Source organism: Nocardia higoensis, from assembly GCF_015477835.1.
GTDB lineage: Bacteria > Actinomycetota > Actinomycetes > Mycobacteriales > Mycobacteriaceae > Nocardia > Nocardia higoensis_A.
Genome location: NZ_JADLQN010000004.1, coordinates 73,657 through 89,936 on the forward strand (window position 1 = coordinate 73,657; position 16,280 = coordinate 89,936).

The window sequence follows — 16,280 nt, forward strand, 5'->3', positions numbered from 1 at the left end:
TTGATCGCCCGTGCCGGAGGCAAGAAATGATCACCGTGACCAACGCCCGCAAGAACTACGGCAGCTTCGCCGCGCTCGACGACGTCACCATCGACATCCCCTCCGGCGAACTGACCGCGCTGCTCGGCCCGTCCGGCTCCGGCAAGTCGACCTTGCTGCGCTCCATCGCCGGCCTCGAGTCGCTCGACGACGGCGTCGTGGTGATCGCGGGCAAGGACGTGACGCGGGTGGCGCCGCAGAAGCGCGACATCGGCTTCGTCTTCCAGCACTACGCCGCGTTCAAGCACATGACGGTGCGCGACAACGTGGCCTTCGGCCTGAAGATCCGGAAACGGCCCAAAGCCGAGATCGCCAAGCGGGTCGACGAGTTGCTCGGCATCGTCGGTCTCGACGGCTTCCAGCACCGCTATCCGGCGCAACTGTCCGGCGGACAGCGTCAGCGCATGGCGCTGGCCCGCGCCCTGGCGGTCGACCCGCAGGTGCTGCTACTGGACGAGCCCTTCGGCGCGCTCGACGCCAAGGTCCGCGCGGACCTGCGCACCTGGCTGCGCAGACTGCACGAGGAAGTGCACGTCACCACCGTGCTCGTCACCCACGACCAGGAGGAGGCGCTCGACGTCGCCGACCGGATCGCGGTGATGAACAAGGGCCGGATCGAACAGATCGGTAGCCCCGAGGACGTCTACGACCGGCCCGCCAACGAGTTCGTCATGTCCTTCCTCGGCGATGTCGCCAAGCTCAACGGTCACATGGTGCGTCCCCACGACATCCGGGTGGGCCGTGACCCCGGCATGGCGCTGGCCGCGCACGAGGGCACGGCGGAATCGGCGGGCGTCACCCGCGCCACCGTGGATCGCGTGGTCCATCTGGGCTTCCAGGTGCGCGTCGAGATGCGCAACGCCGCCACGGGCGACCTGTTCTCCGCCCAGGTGACCCGCGGTGACGCCGAGGCGCTGCGGCTGAGCGAGGGCGAGACCGTCTTCGCGCGCGCCACCCGGATTCCGGAGCTGCCCGGTGGCCTTGTCCCGGTCGAGATCTCCTCCGCCGATTCCGCGCCGGTCGGGCAGGCGGCCGCCGAGGCCGAGTCCGCCGAACCCACGGTGACCGAGCCCGACCCGGAACTGGCAGCCGACTCCGGGGCTGCCGAGCCTTCCGCCGAGCCGGCAGCTTCCCCTGCTGTGTCCGCCACGGGTGTCCCGTCCGCCGGGACGCCCGAAACCGTCGGGGCTGCCGAAACCGCCGAGGCGGCGGGGGCTACCGGGGCTGCCGAAACCAGCGGGCCTGCCGGGGCCGCCGAAAGTGCCGGAGACGACGCGGCCGTCCAGACCGCCGGGACCGAGCAGAAGGACGCGTCCGCCGCCCGCGAAACCGGCGCGCGCACAACCGGATAGCTCCGGAACGCGCGTGACAGCGTTCAGCGTGCGGTGAAGCCGCCGTCGATCGCGAGCGCCGCGCCCGTGACGAAACCCGCTTCGCGACTGAGCAGATACGCGCAGAACGAGGCGATTTCGTCCGGCGCGGCGATCCGGCCGATCGGGTGCAGCGCGGTGACCGCCGCCTCGCCCTCGGGGGTGGCGCCCATGGACGCGCGGAACGCCGGAGTGTCCACCGCGCCGGACACCAGCGCATTGACCCGCACGCCCCGGTCCGCGGCTTCCAGCGCGACGGCCCTGGTCAGCCCGACCACCCCGTGCTTGGCGGCCACGTACGGCGCCACCGATCCCATCCCGACCACACCGAGGTTCGAGGCGTTGTTGAGGATCGCGCCACCGCCCGACGCGGCGAGCGCGGGCACCTGGTGGCGCAGGCCGTAGAACACGGCCGTGAGGTTGAGTTCCAGATCGGCGCGCCAGCCCGCCTCGTCGATCTCCTCCACCGGCCCGGCCGAACGCACCGCTCCCGCATTGTTGAACGCGATGTCCAAGCGTCCGTACTCGACCACGGCGGCCTCGGTCAGCCGGGCCACATCACTCTCCACCGTGACATCGGTCGGGACGAACAGCGCCCGCCCACCCGCCGCCCGGATCTCCTCGGCGACCTGCTCACCGGCGTCTTTGCCGCGCGAACCCAGAACCACCGCGGCGCCCTCGGCGGCCAGTCGCAATGCCACCGCCCTGCCCACTCCCGAACTCGCACCCGTGATCACCGCGACCTGCTCCGCGAAACGTGCCGACATCGCTGTCTCGTTCATCCGTCTCCACTTCCCCTCTCGTGACCGCTGTTTCGGTCTCGGCGTGTGCGTTGCCGCCGTACTCAGTCAAGCGATCGAGCGCGGGTAGTGCTGGCGGCATTCGGACGCGGTACTTGATGTGTCATCGATCATGAGTCCGCGAAACTGGAGCGGAACTTCGCGGCGGGATAAATGAGACTGCGAGTTCTGGGTATCCGAGGAAAACCGGTCTCCCTGGACTGTCGGCCGATCTTGCAGGCCGTCCGTTTCCGCTGGTAGATACTGGTTTCTCGGCCGCTCGGACAGCGGGGGTTGACCTACTCGGCAGTAGCTGTAACTATTGGAAACAGTTAATCGGCACCCGAGGAGAGGCAGTGACGATGATGTCGAAAGCCGCGACGACCGATATCGACCCGGATCTCGCGAAGGCGCAGGAGTACGCGGCCAAGCTGCTGCTGCTGTCCGAGGGTTCGGTGAACCGGCACTTCGACCCCTTCGAAGACATCGACTGGGACAACCCCGATTTCGCCGCGACGGCGGGCGAACATCGCTGGGTCCTGCCGGTCTCGGCCGATCCGCTCGGCCGCCATCCGTGGTATCAGGCGCTGCCGGAGGCCAGGAAGATCGAGCTCGGCAAGTACCGCCAGGCCAATATCGCCAAAGTAGGCCTGCAGTTCGAGTCGATCCTCATCAGCGGCATGGTCACGCACAACTTCGGCCTGCCCAACGGCTCGCCGGAGTTCCGCTACTGCTCCCACGAGATGATCGAGGAGCACAACCACACTCTGATGTTCCAGGAGATGGTCAATCGCATCGGCATCGACGTGCCGGGGATGGGCCCGCTGGTCAGCAAGTTCAAGTACATCGCCGCGCCGGTCGCCGCGCTCGCGCCGAACCTGTTCTTCATGGCCGTGCTCGCCGGTGAGGAGCCGATCGACCACATCCAGAAGCAGATCCTGCGCTCCGGCGAAGAGGTGCACCCGATCATGCTCGGCGTCATGTCGATCCATGTCGCGGAGGAAGCCAGGCACATCTCCTTCGCGCACGAGTTCCTGAGCAACCACGTCCCCGGAACCGGACGGGTCAACAAGTTCGTACTCTCGCTGGCCATGCCGACGATCATGTTCATCCTCGGTCGTTCCATCGCCACTCCGCCGAAATCGTTCTTCCGTGAGTTCGACATCCCGGAGCAGGTGCGCAAGGAGCTGTTCTACGGCTCGAAGGAAGCCAAGCAGACCTTCAGCGACTACTTCGTGGACGTCCGCGCGCTGGCCGAGAATCTGGGTCTGATGAACCCGATCGCGAAGCGGGTCTGGAAGCTCCTGGGGATCGACGGCCCGGCAAGCCGCTACCGGTCCGAGCCGTTGCGCCTGGCCAAAGCCGGCTGAGCGGCGGTCCGATCGATGCCTTACGTCGTCACCCAATCCTGTTGCAGTGACGCCTCGTGCGTCTACGCGTGCCCGGTCAACTGCATCCATCCCACCCCCGACGAGCCGGACTTCGCCACCGCGGAGATGCTCTACGTCGACCCCGAAGCGTGTGTGGACTGCGGCGCCTGCGCCACGGCCTGCCCCGTCGACGCCATCACCTCGGTGAAGAAGCTGACGGGCGAACAACTTCCGTTCGTCGAGATCAACGCGGCGTTCTATCGCCAGGAGCGTCCGCGTCCGTTGCTGGCGCGGCCGGTGCCCGCCCCCGAGATCGACACCGCGCGGGGTCCGTTGCGGGTGGCGATCGTCGGCTCGGGCCCATCGGCCATGTACGCCGCCGACGAACTGCTCACCCAGCCGGACGTCTCGGTCACCGTCTTCGATCGGCTGACGGTGCCCTATGGGCTGGCGCGCTTCGGCGTCGCCCCCGATCACCCGAGGACCCGTCAGGTGAGCAGGCTCTTCGACGTGATGTCCGCACAGCCCGGATTCGGCTCGTATCTCGATGTCGAGGTGGGCGAGCATATTTCGCACCGGGAACTGCTCGACCACTTCCACGCGGTGATCTACGCGGTCGGCGCGTCCTCGGATCGCAAGCTCGGGATTCCGGGAGAGGGGCTGCCGGGCAATGTCTCGGCCACCGACATCGTCGCCTGGTACAACGGCCATCCCGACCACGCGGGCGACCTCGTCGACCTGACGCACCGCAGGGCGGTGATCGTCGGGAACGGCAATGTGGCCCTGGACGTGGCCCGCGTGCTGACCAGCGATCCGGACACCCTCGCGGGCACCGATATCGCGCCTTACGCGCTGTCGGCCCTGCGGCAGAGCGAGATCGAGGAAGTCGTGGTGCTCGGCAGGCGCGGTCCTGCCGAATCCGCGTTCACGGTGCCGGAATTCGTCGGCCTGCTCGGCGCCGATGTCGACATCGTGGTCGAGGGTGAACTACCCGAGGTCGTCCCCGGCCTGCCCTTCGAGACCGAGCAGAAGCTGCGCCTGCTGCACCAGGTCGCGGATCGCCGGGTCGGCGGGCGCAAGCGGATCGTGTTCCGCTACCTGGGCGCACCTGTACGGGTGCTCGGCACCGACCACGTGACCGGCCTCGAGATCGTCCGCACGGCATTGAGCACGGACGCCGAAGGGCGCGTGGTCGCGACACCCACCGGCGACATCGAGCAGATCGACGCCGGACTCGTCCTGACCTCCGTCGGCTACCGAGGGGTGCCGACGCCGGGACTGCCGTTCGACGAGCGCGCGGGGGTCGTCCCGAACCGGGAAGGCCGCGTCCTCGAAGGTGATACAGCCTTGCCGGGGACGTATGTGACCGGCTGGATCAAGCGCGGGCCGACCGGCTTCATCGGCACCAACAAGTCCTGCGCGCAGCAGACGGTGCAGCGGCTCGCCCAGGATGTCAACGCGGGTCTACTGGCCGAACCCCGCTACGGCGCCGAAGAATTCGACCGGTTGGTGCGTGCGCGCAGGCCGGGTGCGCGGGCCGGAGGCGCGGCCGCGCGGCGCGCCGGGGAGACCGGGTCGCTGCGGCGGCTGCTGGCCAGGCTCTGAACCGCTCGTCGGGTGTGAACCCGTCGTCGGTGATATCGCGTACGAACGGGCGGACGAGGTCGCCTCGTCCGCCCGTTCGTCTCCGAATCCTCGGTTGCCGAAAGGTTGTGGCTTCGGCCCGCGTGTCCGCGGCCTCGGCTCGTGGTCGTCGCGCCGTCCGGCCCGAATGCGTGGAGAACCGTCGGCGGCGAACAGGTGGCAATGAGTGCCCGGATTGCACTCTCGCGCATGCCGGATCTTTGCCGGTCCGATGTGGCGGCGGCCCGGGGGGACCCTTTCCGTCGGCCCGGGTGATCGCTGTGAAGTAGCGGAAAGGGGCTGCCTGCAGCGTGATTCCGGTGTCGAGGGTGCTTGATGCTGGAGTCCGTCGGATTGTCCTGCGGTTTTGTCGTGGATGCCTCCCGGATGCGTGACGATTGATGCGGATACGTCATCACCGCCGCATCCGATCGGTTAGCCTGTTCGTGCTGTTTGGAAGACGACCGCGGCCACACGGTTCGACTGTGTGCTGGACGTGGTCTCGGTGCGTTGACGGGATGGCGAATGTCTTTGTGCGTGGGTTTGAGCATCGGCGCGGTGAACTCCGTGACGGCTTCGGTGAGTCCTTCACGCTCTCGGCCCTGGGTGCGCACCAGGCGCACCGCACTCACTCTCGACGACCACGGTGCCGCCAGGGTCGGCAGCTTGCCCCGGTTCGATTCCGCCGTCACGGATTTCGCCGACCTGGCGAGAGATCCGGAACCGTTCGTCCTCGGCGGACGCCTCTACACCGCGCCGGGTCTCGTCGCCACCGTCGTGCGGGAGTTGCTCGACACCGGTGAATTGATCGCGGGATCGGTGGTGACCTATCCGGCGGTGTATTCCGACAAGCAGGTCGCGCTGTTGCGCCAGGCTCTCGATCTGGGCGGGATGCGCGAGGTGATCATGGTGCCCGAGCCGGTCGCCGCCGCGGAATGGCTCGAATACGAACACGGCCCGCTCGAGCCGGGATTCGCGCTGGTCTACGACCTCGGCGGCGCCAGCCTCGACGTCACCGTCGTGCGGGTCGGCCCGGACTGGTCCGACCATCCGGTCGTCGGAAATCCACGCCGCTGCTACGACTTCGGCGGGCGTCCGCTCGGCGCGACCATCGCCCGCTACTCGCGGGGTACACAGCCCGGCGCGATTCCGCTGTCCGCCCTCGTCGATGTCGACAGCCTGCGCGCCGACCACATCCGGGATTCCTTCGACGTGGTCCGGTCCTGCCTCGGTTCCACCGGCCGCAGCCTCTCCGACATCGGCCGGATCCTGGTGGTCGGCGCGGCGTCGCGCCCGCCGGAGGTCTGCGCCACCCTCGCCGAACTCGGCAGGCCGGTCATCACCTCGGCGGATCCGGGGCAGATCATCGCCACCGGGGCCGCCTACTTCGCGGCCCGCTCGTTCGCCTCCACCGACGACGTGCCGCGCCCCACGCGCGGTGCGGTGTTCTCCGGCGCGGCCGTGGCTTCGGCTCTGGCGGTTTCCGCCGCGACCGTGCTCGGCGGCAACACCGACCCCGTGCTCGAGCCGATGCTTCAGCGATACCCCGATCTCGCCCGGCCGCTCGACGTGCGGACCCACGCCTATATCGACACCACCTCCGGCGCACATTCCGACGGCGATGTCCGCTACGGCATCCCGATCGGACTCACCGAACCGATCCCCGGCCTCACCCGGAACCCGGACGGCCGCTTCGTCCCCACCGGCCGCAGGCCCATGGGGCCGACCATCGCCGAATCCCGCGGCGACTCCCATCCCGACCGTCGCACACTGCTGCTCTCCGATGAGTCCGGCCCCGCGCACTTCCCCCACCTGCTGCCCTTCGGCTGGATCTCCGACGCGGGCCGGTATCACCCGATCGCTCCGGCTCCGGGAACCGGTGGCACTCCCTCGGATCCGGGAACACCCGGCGAGCCGCCGAGCGAGCCCCCTGGCGGCGATCCGGCCGCGCCCGGCGACAACGGCGCAGCGCCCGCACCTGCTCCCGGTCCCGAGCCGGGCGGCGAGGGCACGACCGCACCGGACGCCGGGCAGGGATCGTCCGATGACGGCGAAAGTGGCGGCGCGAGCGGGGGAACCGGGGGATCGGACGGCGGCGCGGATCCCACAGGCGCGGGCGGCGGAGCATCGACAGAAGACGGCTCCGGCGGCGCGGCTCCCGGTGGCGGCGATTCCTCCGGTGGCGTGTCACCGGACGATGGCGGTTCTACGGGCGGTGGTGGCGCCCCGGGCGGTGACGGCTCGTCCGGCGGTGGCGGGGCTTCGAGTGGCGGGTCCGGCGCCGACGGAACGTCCTCCGGGGGAGGCGATTCCAGCGGTGGTGGCACTTCCGGTGGCGGCGCCCCCTCCGATGGCGGTAATCCCGGCGGTGGCACGCCCGGTGGTGCGGGCGCCGGTGGTGCCGTGGGTGGCTCGGACAACTCGTCGACCGGTGGGACAGGGACGGGCGGGCCGGGGAAGTCCTCCACCGGCGGAGGAGGCGGCCTCGGCCAGGGCGGAAGCGCGACGCCTGGAGGCGGTGCCGGATCCGGCAAAGGCGGCGCAGGTCATGGTGGGACCGGGCGAGGCATGGGCGGCGCTGGTTCTCCCTCCGGCGGTGGTGGCGTCGGCCGTAGCGGTGGAATGGGTGGCGGTGGCATGGGTGGCGGTGGCCTCGGCGGTGGTGGCGGCTCCCGCTGACGAGCGTCGCATCCCGGAGGTCAGGCCATGGTTGCCGCTACACGCGGATGGACGCTCGTCCGACCTCGCCTTCGCACCCGCTCCTGCCCCGCACCCGCTCCTGCCCCCGCCCCCGTGCCCGCCCCCATGCCCGCACCGTCTCGCGCTCGACGCAGTGGTGACGAGCACCCGCCGCTCGGCCCCGCGTTCACCGCCTCGGGCCGAATCGGCGGGTTCTCCTCGGCATCGAACCGCCAGGCGTCCCGCGGGCCGGGCCTCAGTGCGTGGCCGGTGTGGGCCGGATGAGGGTGGACAGGGCTCGGATCATCTCGGCGGCTACGACGGCATGGCCGCTGGTGGCGAAATGGATGAGGTCGGCGCTCATGAGATCGGGGCGTAGCCGCAGCGGATGCGTCCAGAAGTCCACCAGCAGTGCGTCGTAGGTCGAGGCGGCATCGCGGACCATCGCGTTGAGTGCGGCCATGCGATCACGCATGGGGGCCAATGCCGCCATGCTTTCGGTCTCCCAGATGTCGGCGACGGTGAAGGTGCACACCTGGGCTCCGGTCGCGGCGAGCGCGGCGAACATGGTGTCGAGATTCGCACGCAGGGCGTCGAAGTCGGGTTCGGCGACGAACAAGTCGTTGCCGCCGCAGACGATGTGCACCAGGTCCGGCTCGAATTCCACGACGCGGGCGAGCTGTTCGTCGCGGACCTGGGCCGTGGTGGCACCTTTGCGGCCGGTGTTCAGGTACCGCATGCCGGGATTCGCTCCGCGTAGCGCGTTCGCGACGCGGTCCGCCCAGCCGGTCGGCTCGTAGCCGGGGCTCGGATCGCCGATGCCCAGGGCAATCGAGTCGCCGATCACCGCGAAGCGCTGCCAGGACGCGCCCCGTAGCAGCTGTCGTGCTTCGCCGGGGGCGAGCAGCATCGGATCGGAGAGTTCGGTCGGCGGTTCCCGGGTGATCAGCCCCGCACCGTCGGAGGAATCGGTGTCGAAGGAGCCGGCACCGAACGAACTGGTGTCGAGAGAGTCGACGGACGCGGAGCGGGCGAGCGGGAAGTCGTTGTCGTTCACGGTTTCTCCGAGGTGGAAGGGATGGCGGACAGGCAGGCGGCGAGTACGGCGATCACCGCGCAGACCGCGAAATGGGTGTGCAGACCGGCGAGCGCGTCACCGGGATGGGCGGCCAGGACGGCGGCCATCACCGCGACGCCGAGCGCGCCGCCGACCTGGCGGGCGGTGAGATTCATGGCGATGCCGACGGCGAACTGTTCGGGCGGCAGCGAACTGGCGGCCGCCGTGCCGAGCGCGGTCAGCACCAGGCCGATGCCGCCGCCGCCGAGTACTCCGGCGGGAATCCACGCCGACCACAGCGCGGGATCGGGACCGAACGCGTCGGTGCTCATCCACCATGCCGAGGCGGCGAACGCGGCCGCGCCCAGCACGCCCGCCCACCGTCGCGGACCGCTCCCGGTGATCCGCCCGGCGATGTTCGCGGTCACCATGGACGCGAGAGCGCCCACGGTCAGCGCCGCCGCCGACCCGATGACCGAGTAGCCCCATACGGCGTCCAGGAACAGCGGGCCGGCCAGCAACCAGGAGTACATCGCGGCGGCGAACACGAAGGAGGCCGCATTGGCCGACGCGTAGGGCTTGCTGCGCCAGAGTTCCACCGCCAGCGCCGAACGCGCGGAGCCGTCGGCGTGCTGCCGTGCCGAGCGCACGATGGCCGCCACCAGGAGAACAGCGCCCAGTCCGAGGGCGAGCAGCGTGGCGGGGGAGCTCCAGCCCCACCGTTGTCCCTCGGTGACTCCGGCGACGAGCCCGCCCAGCCCGAGCGCGACCGCGACGGTGCCCACCGGATCCGGCAATGCCCCGGTCCGTCCGGTCTCGGGGACAGGAAGGCGCAGAGCGGGCACGACGAGCAGCACCGCGATCGGCACATTGATCACGAAAATCGAGCGCCAGCCGAACATCTCGACCAGCGCGCCGCCGACCGCGGGGCCCACCACCGCCGCGAATCCGCCTGCCGCCGACCAGGCGCCGATGGCCGCGCCGATCCGTTCGCGCGGGGTGACCGCGAGGACCAGTCCCAGCGCGGCGGGCAGCATCACCGCGGCGGTGGCGCCTTGGAGCAGTCGTCCGGCGATGAGCATCGGCGCGTTCGGCGCGAGGCTGCACAGCAGGGAGGTCAGTGCGAATCCGGCGAGTGCGGCCAGGAACAGCTGGCGCCTGCCGAGAGCGTCGGCGAGGCGGCCCGCCGGGGTGAGCAGTGCCGCGAAGGCGACCGCATAGCCGCTGACGACCCAGGTCAGGGTGGTCACGGGAGTGGACGGATAGTCGCGGGCGAGGGAGGGAAAGGCGATATTGACGACCGAGAGGTCCAGGAAGGCGATGAACGCCGCACCGCAGGCCAGCAGCAGGGTGCGGCGGGCGAGGTTCGGCGGGGGCGAACTGTCCGTTCGCTCGGAGACCAGGGACATGGGGATCCTTGTGGCGAGAGAGATGTAAGGGACGACGCGTCGGGAAACAAAAAGTACGATCGTTCGTTCATCAACATACGACCGACCGTTCGTATGCACAAGCCCCGATGGAAGAATGGACCGCATGACCGAACCGAACACCGACCAACGCCTGGCCAAGGGCGCGCGCTCCCGTGCGGCGATCGCGCGGCACGCCGCCGACGTCGCCTCGGTCGACGGACTCGAGGGGCTGAGCATCGGCAAACTCGCCACCGATCTCGGCATCAGCAAGAGCGGCATCGCGACACTCTTCGGTTCCAAGGAGGCGCTGCAGTTGGCGGCGGTCCGCGCGGCCAGGGAGGTCTTCGTCGCGACGATCATCGAGCCGGGTATGCGCGAGCCGCGCGGCATCACCCGGGTCCGCGCGCTGGTCGCCCGCTGGCTCGACTACGTCACCGAGCCGGTGTTCCCGGGCGGCTGTTTCCGCGCCGCCACCCTCGCCGAGTTCGACAGCCGGAACGGCCCGGTTCGTGACGCCCTGGCCGCGGACCACGCCGAATGGCTGGCACTGCTGGACCAACAGATCCGGTACGCGGCCGACGCGGGCGAACTGCCGGGGCGTGACCCGGACACGCTCGCCTTCGAGATCGCCGCCGTCGTCACCGCGGCCAATACCGCCCGCCAGCTCGGCGACGACGCGGGGGTGTCCACCGCGCGCACGATCATCTCCCGCCTGCTCGGCGATCCTGCGCCCTGAGACGCGGCGTCGCTGGTTGAATGATCCGAATGACGTTGCGTCGTAGAGTGCTCTCGATGGGATCGGCCGCGCTGGCGGGTGTCGTGGCGGCGGGTCTCGCCGCGGCTGGCCCGGCGGGAGCGGAGATCTTTCCGCCGATGTGCGCGCAGGGCTGGACCACGAGCGTGATCGCCGCGGGCGTCGGGAACCTGGAGAACCTGGACTCCGACGGCGCGGGCGGCTTCTACGTCACCGGCATCGCCGACGGCTATCTCGGCCACATCGATGCCGAGGGCACGCTCGAGAAGCTGGTCACCGGCCTGGACAAGCCGGCCGGAGTGCGCGTCGCCGGCCCGTACGTCTACTTCTTGACCGGGGACGGGACGAACACGTTGCCTGGAACCCTGCAGCGCTACGAGATCGCCACCGGCGAGGTCACCGTCCTGCTCACCGATCTGAACGGCCCGAACGGACTGCTCCTGCTGCCCGACGGCGACCTGCTGTTCACAGCGATCGGCATGAACCGCGCGCCGACGGGGATCTCCCGGTACCGGCCTTCCACCGGCGAATACACCGAGACCTGGTCCGACGTGATGTTCTCCAACGGCATGGCGCTGGCGCCTGACGGCCGTTCGATCTACGTCTCCGATCTCGCCATGCGGGTCCAGCGCATCTTCCTGGACGCTCCCCGAGCGCCCTCGCCGGTCATCGGCGTGCCCGAGCTGTTCGCGCTGCCCGACGACATGGAGGCCACCCGCGACGATCAGCTGTTCCTCGCCGACCACGTCGTGGGCGCGGTGTACCGGGTGAATCCGGCGACCAGGTCGGCCTGCGCGATCGCGACGGGCTTTGTGAAGCAGCCCGACATGCGCACCCCGGCGGACGGCGCGACCTCGGTGCGCATCGCCCGCGACGGGGACTCCTGGGCGCTGTTCGTCACGAGCATGGACGGCACCCTGCGCCGTCTGCGGCCACCGGCCGATGTCGACGTGACCCCCGCGGACGTCCGCCGCCGTTAGCGCACGACCCACACCGGTCGCCGACCGCCACCGCCGAGCGCACCGGCGGTCGGGTTCTCCCGCACCGGATCACGCGCGGCCCGGCGGCACTTCCGCGCGGGCCGCCACCACCGCTCGGCGGGGGCGGCGGATCGCCCCATCCGGGAGCGCCGACCGCGTGGACGCGGTGAGTGTGCAACCCGACTTCCGATGCGCTCGGTGCGGCTGCGGCGACAGTGACCGCTCGAGTGGCGGTCGGTGATCCGGCAGGGAAGGCGATTGCGCAGGCGGTGCGGTGTCGAGTGCCGGGGAGCTTCGACGGCCCGCCACTGCCCGACGACGCGACGCATGGCTCGAGCACGCGGTCGGCATGACGGGGCGTGCTGGTGTGGGCCGTCCAGCGATTCACGCGGACAGTGCGCGCGGTGCACCGCAGGCCGCGTCGTAGCGATCCCACACCAGGTCGACGAGGGCCGGGTGGGCGCCGAGCGCCGCGGTATGCGTCAGATCCGGTGTCGCCGCGGTGATGCGGTCGGTCAGCAGGCCGGGGGCGAGAAAGTAGTGCGCGACGACGATCCGGTCGACGCCGCGGGCCGACAGCCGCGCCTTGGCCGCCGATACGCCGGGCTCGGTGGTGGCGAAACCGATGTCGGTGGACCAACCGGTGTGCTCGGCGAGTGCCCGAGCCACCAGCCGCGTCCTGGCGTTGGCTGTCGCCGAGGACGCCCCGACGGCGGCGACCACCACGCCGAGCCGCCGGTGCGGGTTCCGCTCATGCGGTGCGAGCGAGGGAGAATCCGGTGCGCACGCCGCTCGCACACGATCGGCGAGGGCGTGCACAAGCCTCGGGTCGGGACCGAGCACGTCGGCTCGGTCGATCCGCAGCAGCGGATGACGGCGCCGGGCGGAAGCGAGCAACCCGGGCAGGTCGACACGCGCGTGAAAGGCGTTGCCCAGCAACAGCGGAACAACGACGGCGTGGGTGTGGCCCGCGCCCGCGACCGCGTCGACCACCTGGTCCACCGAGGGCGCGCTCAGATCGAGGAACGCCGGGCGCACCGTGACGCCCGGCCTGGCCGCGGCCACCGCGTCCGCCACCGCCGCCACGGTGGCCGCCGACCGGGGGTCGCGGCTGCCGTGGCCGACGGTGATCAGCGCGGCGTCGAGCGGCGCGGGCCCAGCCACCTCAGACTCCGGCGCCGACCTCGACGGCGGTCAGCACGTCACCGACCAGACCGGCGGCGAGGGTGTTGCCGCCTGCGGGGTCGATGAGCAGGAAGCTGCCCGTGTGCCGGTTGACCCGGTAGTCGTCGGCGGCGATCGGTTCGGCGACACGCACCGCGATGCGGCCGATGTCGTTGAGCTCGAGCGCCTCCGGGTTCGGGTCCGCGGCCAGGCGCTGCTCGTCGAAGCGCTCGATGAGCGCGCCGACGATGGCCTGGGTGGTGCGGGTGCCGTGCTTGAGCAGCAGTCGCGCGCCGGGACGCAGCGGCTTGTCACCCAGCCAGCAGACGGTCGCGTCGAAGGAGTCCAGCGGCTCCGGCGCGTCGTCGGCCGCGGCGATGATGTCGCCACGGGAGATGTCGACCTCGTCGGCCAGGATCAGCGTGACGCTGCGGCCCACCTGCGCGACCGCGAGTTCCCCGTCCGGGGTGTCGATCCGCTCGACGGTAGTCCGCACGCCCGAGGGCAGCACCACGATCTCGTCGCCCGGCGCGACCGAACCGGCCGCGATCTGCCCGGCGTACCCGCGGTAGTCCGGGTATTCGGCGGTACGCGGACGGATCACGTACTGGACCGGGAAACGCAGCCCGATCGAGTGCGCCCCGGTGCTGTCGGCGTCGACCGGCACCGACTCGAGGTGCTCGATCAGCGAAGGACCGTCGTAGTACGGGGTGTTGTCCGACCGGCTGGCGACATTGTCGCCGTGCAGCGCGGAGACCGGGATCTCCAGCACGTCCTCCGGCGACCAGCCCAGCCGGGTGGTCAGCTCGTTGAACTCCGCGGAGATCTCGGCGAACACGGTCGCCGGGTCCTCCACCAGGTCGATCTTGTTCACCGCGAGCACCAGCCGGGGCACGCCGAGCAGCGCCAGCACCGCGGCGTGGCGGCGGGTCTGCTCGATGACGCCCTTACGCGCGTCGACCAGCAGGATCACCAGCTGCGCGGTGGACGCGCCGGAGACGGTGTTGCGGGTGTACTGCACGTGACCGGGGGTATCGGCCAGCACGAAAGAGCGCTTGGGCGTGGCGAAGTAGCGGTAGGCCACGTCGATGGTGATGCCCTGCTCGCGTTCGGCGCGCAGCCCGTCGACCAGCAGCGACAGGTCCGGCGTCGACAGGCCCTTGTCGACCGAGGCGCGGGTGACCGCGTCGATCTGGTCGGCCAGCACCGACTTGGTGTCGAACAGCAGCCTGCCCACCAGGGTGGACTTGCCGTCGTCGACGGAACCGGCGGTGGCCAGACGCAAGAGCTGGGCGGGCGGCTCGGTACGCACGTTCTGCTCGGCGTTCGGCTGTGCCGTGGTGGTCTGTTGAGCAGACATCAGAAGTAACCCTCTCGCTTGCGGTCTTCCATCGCGGCCTCCGACACCCGGTCGTCGCCGCGGGTGGCGCCCCGCTCGGTCAGCCGGGACGCGGCGACCTCGGCGAGGATCGCTTCGTTGGTGGCGGCCTCGGACAGGATGGCGCCGGTGGTCGAGCCGTCGCCGACGGTGCGGTAACGCACCGAACGGGTCTCGAGCGTCTCGCCCTCGCGCGGGCCGCCCCACTCGCCGGGCGTCATCCACATGCCGTCGCGCTGGTAGACCGGACGCTGATGGGCGTAGTAGATGCTCGCCAGATCGACGTCCTCGCGGGCGATGTAGCGCCAGATGTCGAGCTCGGTCCAGTTGCTCAGCGGGAACACCCGCACGTGTTCGCCGGGGGCGTGGCGGCCGTTGTACAGGTTCCACAGCTCGGGCCGCTGGCGCTTGGGATCCCACTGCCCGAAGGCGTTGCGCAGCGAAAAGATTCGCTCCTTGGCACGCGAACGCTCCTCGTCGCGGCGGCCGCCGCCGAAGACCGCGTCGAAACGGTTCTCGGCGATGGCGTCCAGCAGCGGCACGGTCTGCAGCGGGTTGCGGATGCCGTCGGGGCGTTCGGTGAGACGGCCGTCGGCCAGGTAGTCCTCGACCGAGGCGACATGCAGGCGCAGGCCGTACTTCGCCACGACCTTGTCGCGGAACTCCAGCACCTCGGGCAGGTTGTGCCCGGTGTCCACGTGCAGCAGCGCGAACGGCAGCGGCGCGGGCCAGAAGGCCTTGAGGGCCACGTGCAGCAGCACCGTGGAGTCCTTGCCGCCGGAGAACAGGATCACCGGTCGCTCGAACTCGCCGGCCACCTCGCGGAAGACGTGGATGGCCTCGGATTCGAGCGCGGCGAGAGTGTCGAATTCGCTGATGCCCAGCGAACGTTCGGCGCCGTGCGTGCCCGGGGCCGGGGTGTCGGTCTCGTTGGTGATGGTGTCGTTCATGACTGATGCAACCCGCATTCGGTCTTGGCGAGGCCGGCCCAGCGGCCGCTTCGCGGATCGGAACCAGGCTCCGGCTTCCGTGTGCACGGAGCGCAGCCGATGGACGGATAACCCTCCTCCACCAAGGGATTGACGAGGATGCCGTGCTCGGCGATGTAGTTGTCCATGTCCTCGTCGGACCACGGCGCGATCGGATTGATCTTCACCAGGCCGAAAGCTTCGTCGAAGGAGATGAGCGGGGCGTTGGCGCGGGTCGGCGCCTCCACCCGTCGGATACCGGTCACCCAGGCGTTGTAGCCCGCCAGCGATTGCTTCAGCGGCACCACCTTGCGCAGCCGGCAGCACTCGTTGGCGTCGCGGGCGAACAGATCCTTGCCCAGCAGCGCGTCCTGCTCTTCCACGGTGTGCTCGGCGCGAGCGTTGATCACGTTCACCCCGTACACGGCCTCGACCGCATCCCTGGTGCCGATGGTCTCGGCGAAGTGATAGCCCGTGTCCAGGAACAGCACATCGACCCCGGCACGCACCTGGGCGGCCAGGTGGACCAGCACGCCGTCCTGCATGTTCGAGGCGACGATGTACCCGGCGCCGAAGGTTTCGTCGGTCCAGCGCAGCAGCTCCGCGGGCGAGGCATCCGGACCGAGTTCGGCGGCACCGCGCTCGGCCAGCGCCCGCAGTTCGTCCTCGGCTCGCTTCTCGACGACTCTGGTTGTCACAGTTGATCTCCC

At 70.1% G+C, this 16,280-nt stretch carries 12 protein-coding genes and 1 pseudogene; 6 read left to right on the top strand and 7 right to left on the bottom strand.

The window, feature by feature from the left end; translation table 11 throughout:
• Positions 1–26 precede the first annotated feature (26 nt).
• Positions 27–1,013, top strand: a pseudogene (locus tag IU449_RS20925) (sulfate/molybdate ABC transporter ATP-binding protein); the annotation flags it as partial.
• A gap of 401 nt (positions 1,014–1,414) precedes the next feature.
• Here IU449_RS20925 and IU449_RS20930 read toward each other — a convergent pair.
• Positions 1,415–2,191: an SDR family NAD(P)-dependent oxidoreductase gene (locus IU449_RS20930; protein WP_228805449.1), complete on the bottom strand. Its 777-nt coding sequence runs from the start codon at positions 2,189–2,191 to the stop codon at positions 1,415–1,417.
• Positions 2,192–2,553: 362 nt separating this feature from the next.
• Between IU449_RS20930 and IU449_RS20935 the strand changes: the two genes are divergently transcribed.
• From IU449_RS20935 to IU449_RS29530, 3 genes are all read left to right on the top strand, one after another.
• On the top strand, positions 2,554–3,558 hold the full coding sequence (locus IU449_RS20935; protein ID WP_195004101.1) for an AurF N-oxygenase family protein: 1,005 nt from the start codon (positions 2,554–2,556) through the stop codon (positions 3,556–3,558).
• Positions 3,559–3,573: 15 nt separating this feature from the next.
• Positions 3,574–5,163, top strand: a complete 1,590-nt coding sequence (locus IU449_RS20940; protein ID WP_195003832.1) for an FAD-dependent oxidoreductase — start codon at positions 3,574–3,576, stop codon at positions 5,161–5,163.
• A gap of 576 nt (positions 5,164–5,739) precedes the next feature.
• A complete protein-coding gene (locus IU449_RS29530) occupies positions 5,740–7,860 on the top strand; it encodes an Hsp70 family protein (RefSeq protein ID WP_195003833.1) in 2,121 nt (706 codons plus the stop codon).
• A 256-nt stretch (positions 7,861–8,116) separates the two neighbouring features.
• On the opposite strand, the gene IU449_RS20950 is transcribed toward IU449_RS29530, so the two are convergent.
• Together IU449_RS20950 and IU449_RS20955 are read right to left on the bottom strand one after the other, a co-directional pair.
• The gene (locus tag IU449_RS20950) at positions 8,117–8,917 is read right to left on the bottom strand and encodes an SGNH/GDSL hydrolase family protein (protein ID WP_324188357.1); all 801 of its coding nucleotides are present in this window, start codon (positions 8,915–8,917) and stop codon (positions 8,117–8,119) included.
• The gene (locus tag IU449_RS20955) at positions 8,914–10,326 is read right to left on the bottom strand and encodes an MFS transporter (RefSeq protein ID WP_195003834.1); all 1,413 of its coding nucleotides are present in this window, start codon (positions 10,324–10,326) and stop codon (positions 8,914–8,916) included. Before IU449_RS20955 ends, IU449_RS20950 begins: the two co-directional genes overlap by 4 nt.
• 115 nt (positions 10,327–10,441) lie before the next feature.
• Between IU449_RS20955 and IU449_RS20960 the strand changes: the two genes are divergently transcribed.
• On the top strand, positions 10,442–11,062 hold the full coding sequence (locus IU449_RS20960) for a TetR/AcrR family transcriptional regulator (protein ID WP_195003835.1): 621 nt from the start codon (positions 10,442–10,444) through the stop codon (positions 11,060–11,062).
• A 29-nt stretch (positions 11,063–11,091) separates the two neighbouring features.
• Positions 11,092–12,060 (top strand): SMP-30/gluconolactonase/LRE family protein, encoded by a 969-nt coding sequence (locus IU449_RS20965; RefSeq protein WP_228805450.1) that lies wholly within the window; start codon positions 11,092–11,094, stop codon positions 12,058–12,060.
• 384 nt (positions 12,061–12,444) lie between these two features.
• On the opposite strand, the gene IU449_RS20970 is transcribed toward IU449_RS20965, so the two are convergent.
• The 4 genes from IU449_RS20970 to IU449_RS20985 are packed head-to-tail and all read right to left on the bottom strand — an operon-like array spanning position 12,445 to position 16,268.
• Positions 12,445–13,224: a sirohydrochlorin chelatase gene (locus tag IU449_RS20970; protein ID WP_195003836.1), complete on the bottom strand. Its 780-nt coding sequence runs from the start codon at positions 13,222–13,224 to the stop codon at positions 12,445–12,447.
• A gap of 1 nt (position 13,225) precedes the next feature.
• Positions 13,226–14,584: a sulfate adenylyltransferase subunit 1 gene (locus tag IU449_RS20975; RefSeq protein WP_228805451.1), complete on the bottom strand. Its 1,359-nt coding sequence runs from the start codon at positions 14,582–14,584 to the stop codon at positions 13,226–13,228.
• On the bottom strand, positions 14,584–15,552 hold the full coding sequence (cysD, locus tag IU449_RS20980; protein WP_228805452.1) for a sulfate adenylyltransferase subunit CysD: 969 nt from the start codon (positions 15,550–15,552) through the stop codon (positions 14,584–14,586). Before cysD ends, IU449_RS20975 begins: the two co-directional genes overlap by 1 nt.
• Positions 15,549–16,268: a phosphoadenylyl-sulfate reductase gene (locus IU449_RS20985; RefSeq protein ID WP_195003837.1), complete on the bottom strand. Its 720-nt coding sequence runs from the start codon at positions 16,266–16,268 to the stop codon at positions 15,549–15,551. The genes cysD and IU449_RS20985 overlap by 4 nt, the downstream gene beginning before the upstream one ends.
• Between the last annotated feature and the right edge of the window lie 12 nt (positions 16,269–16,280).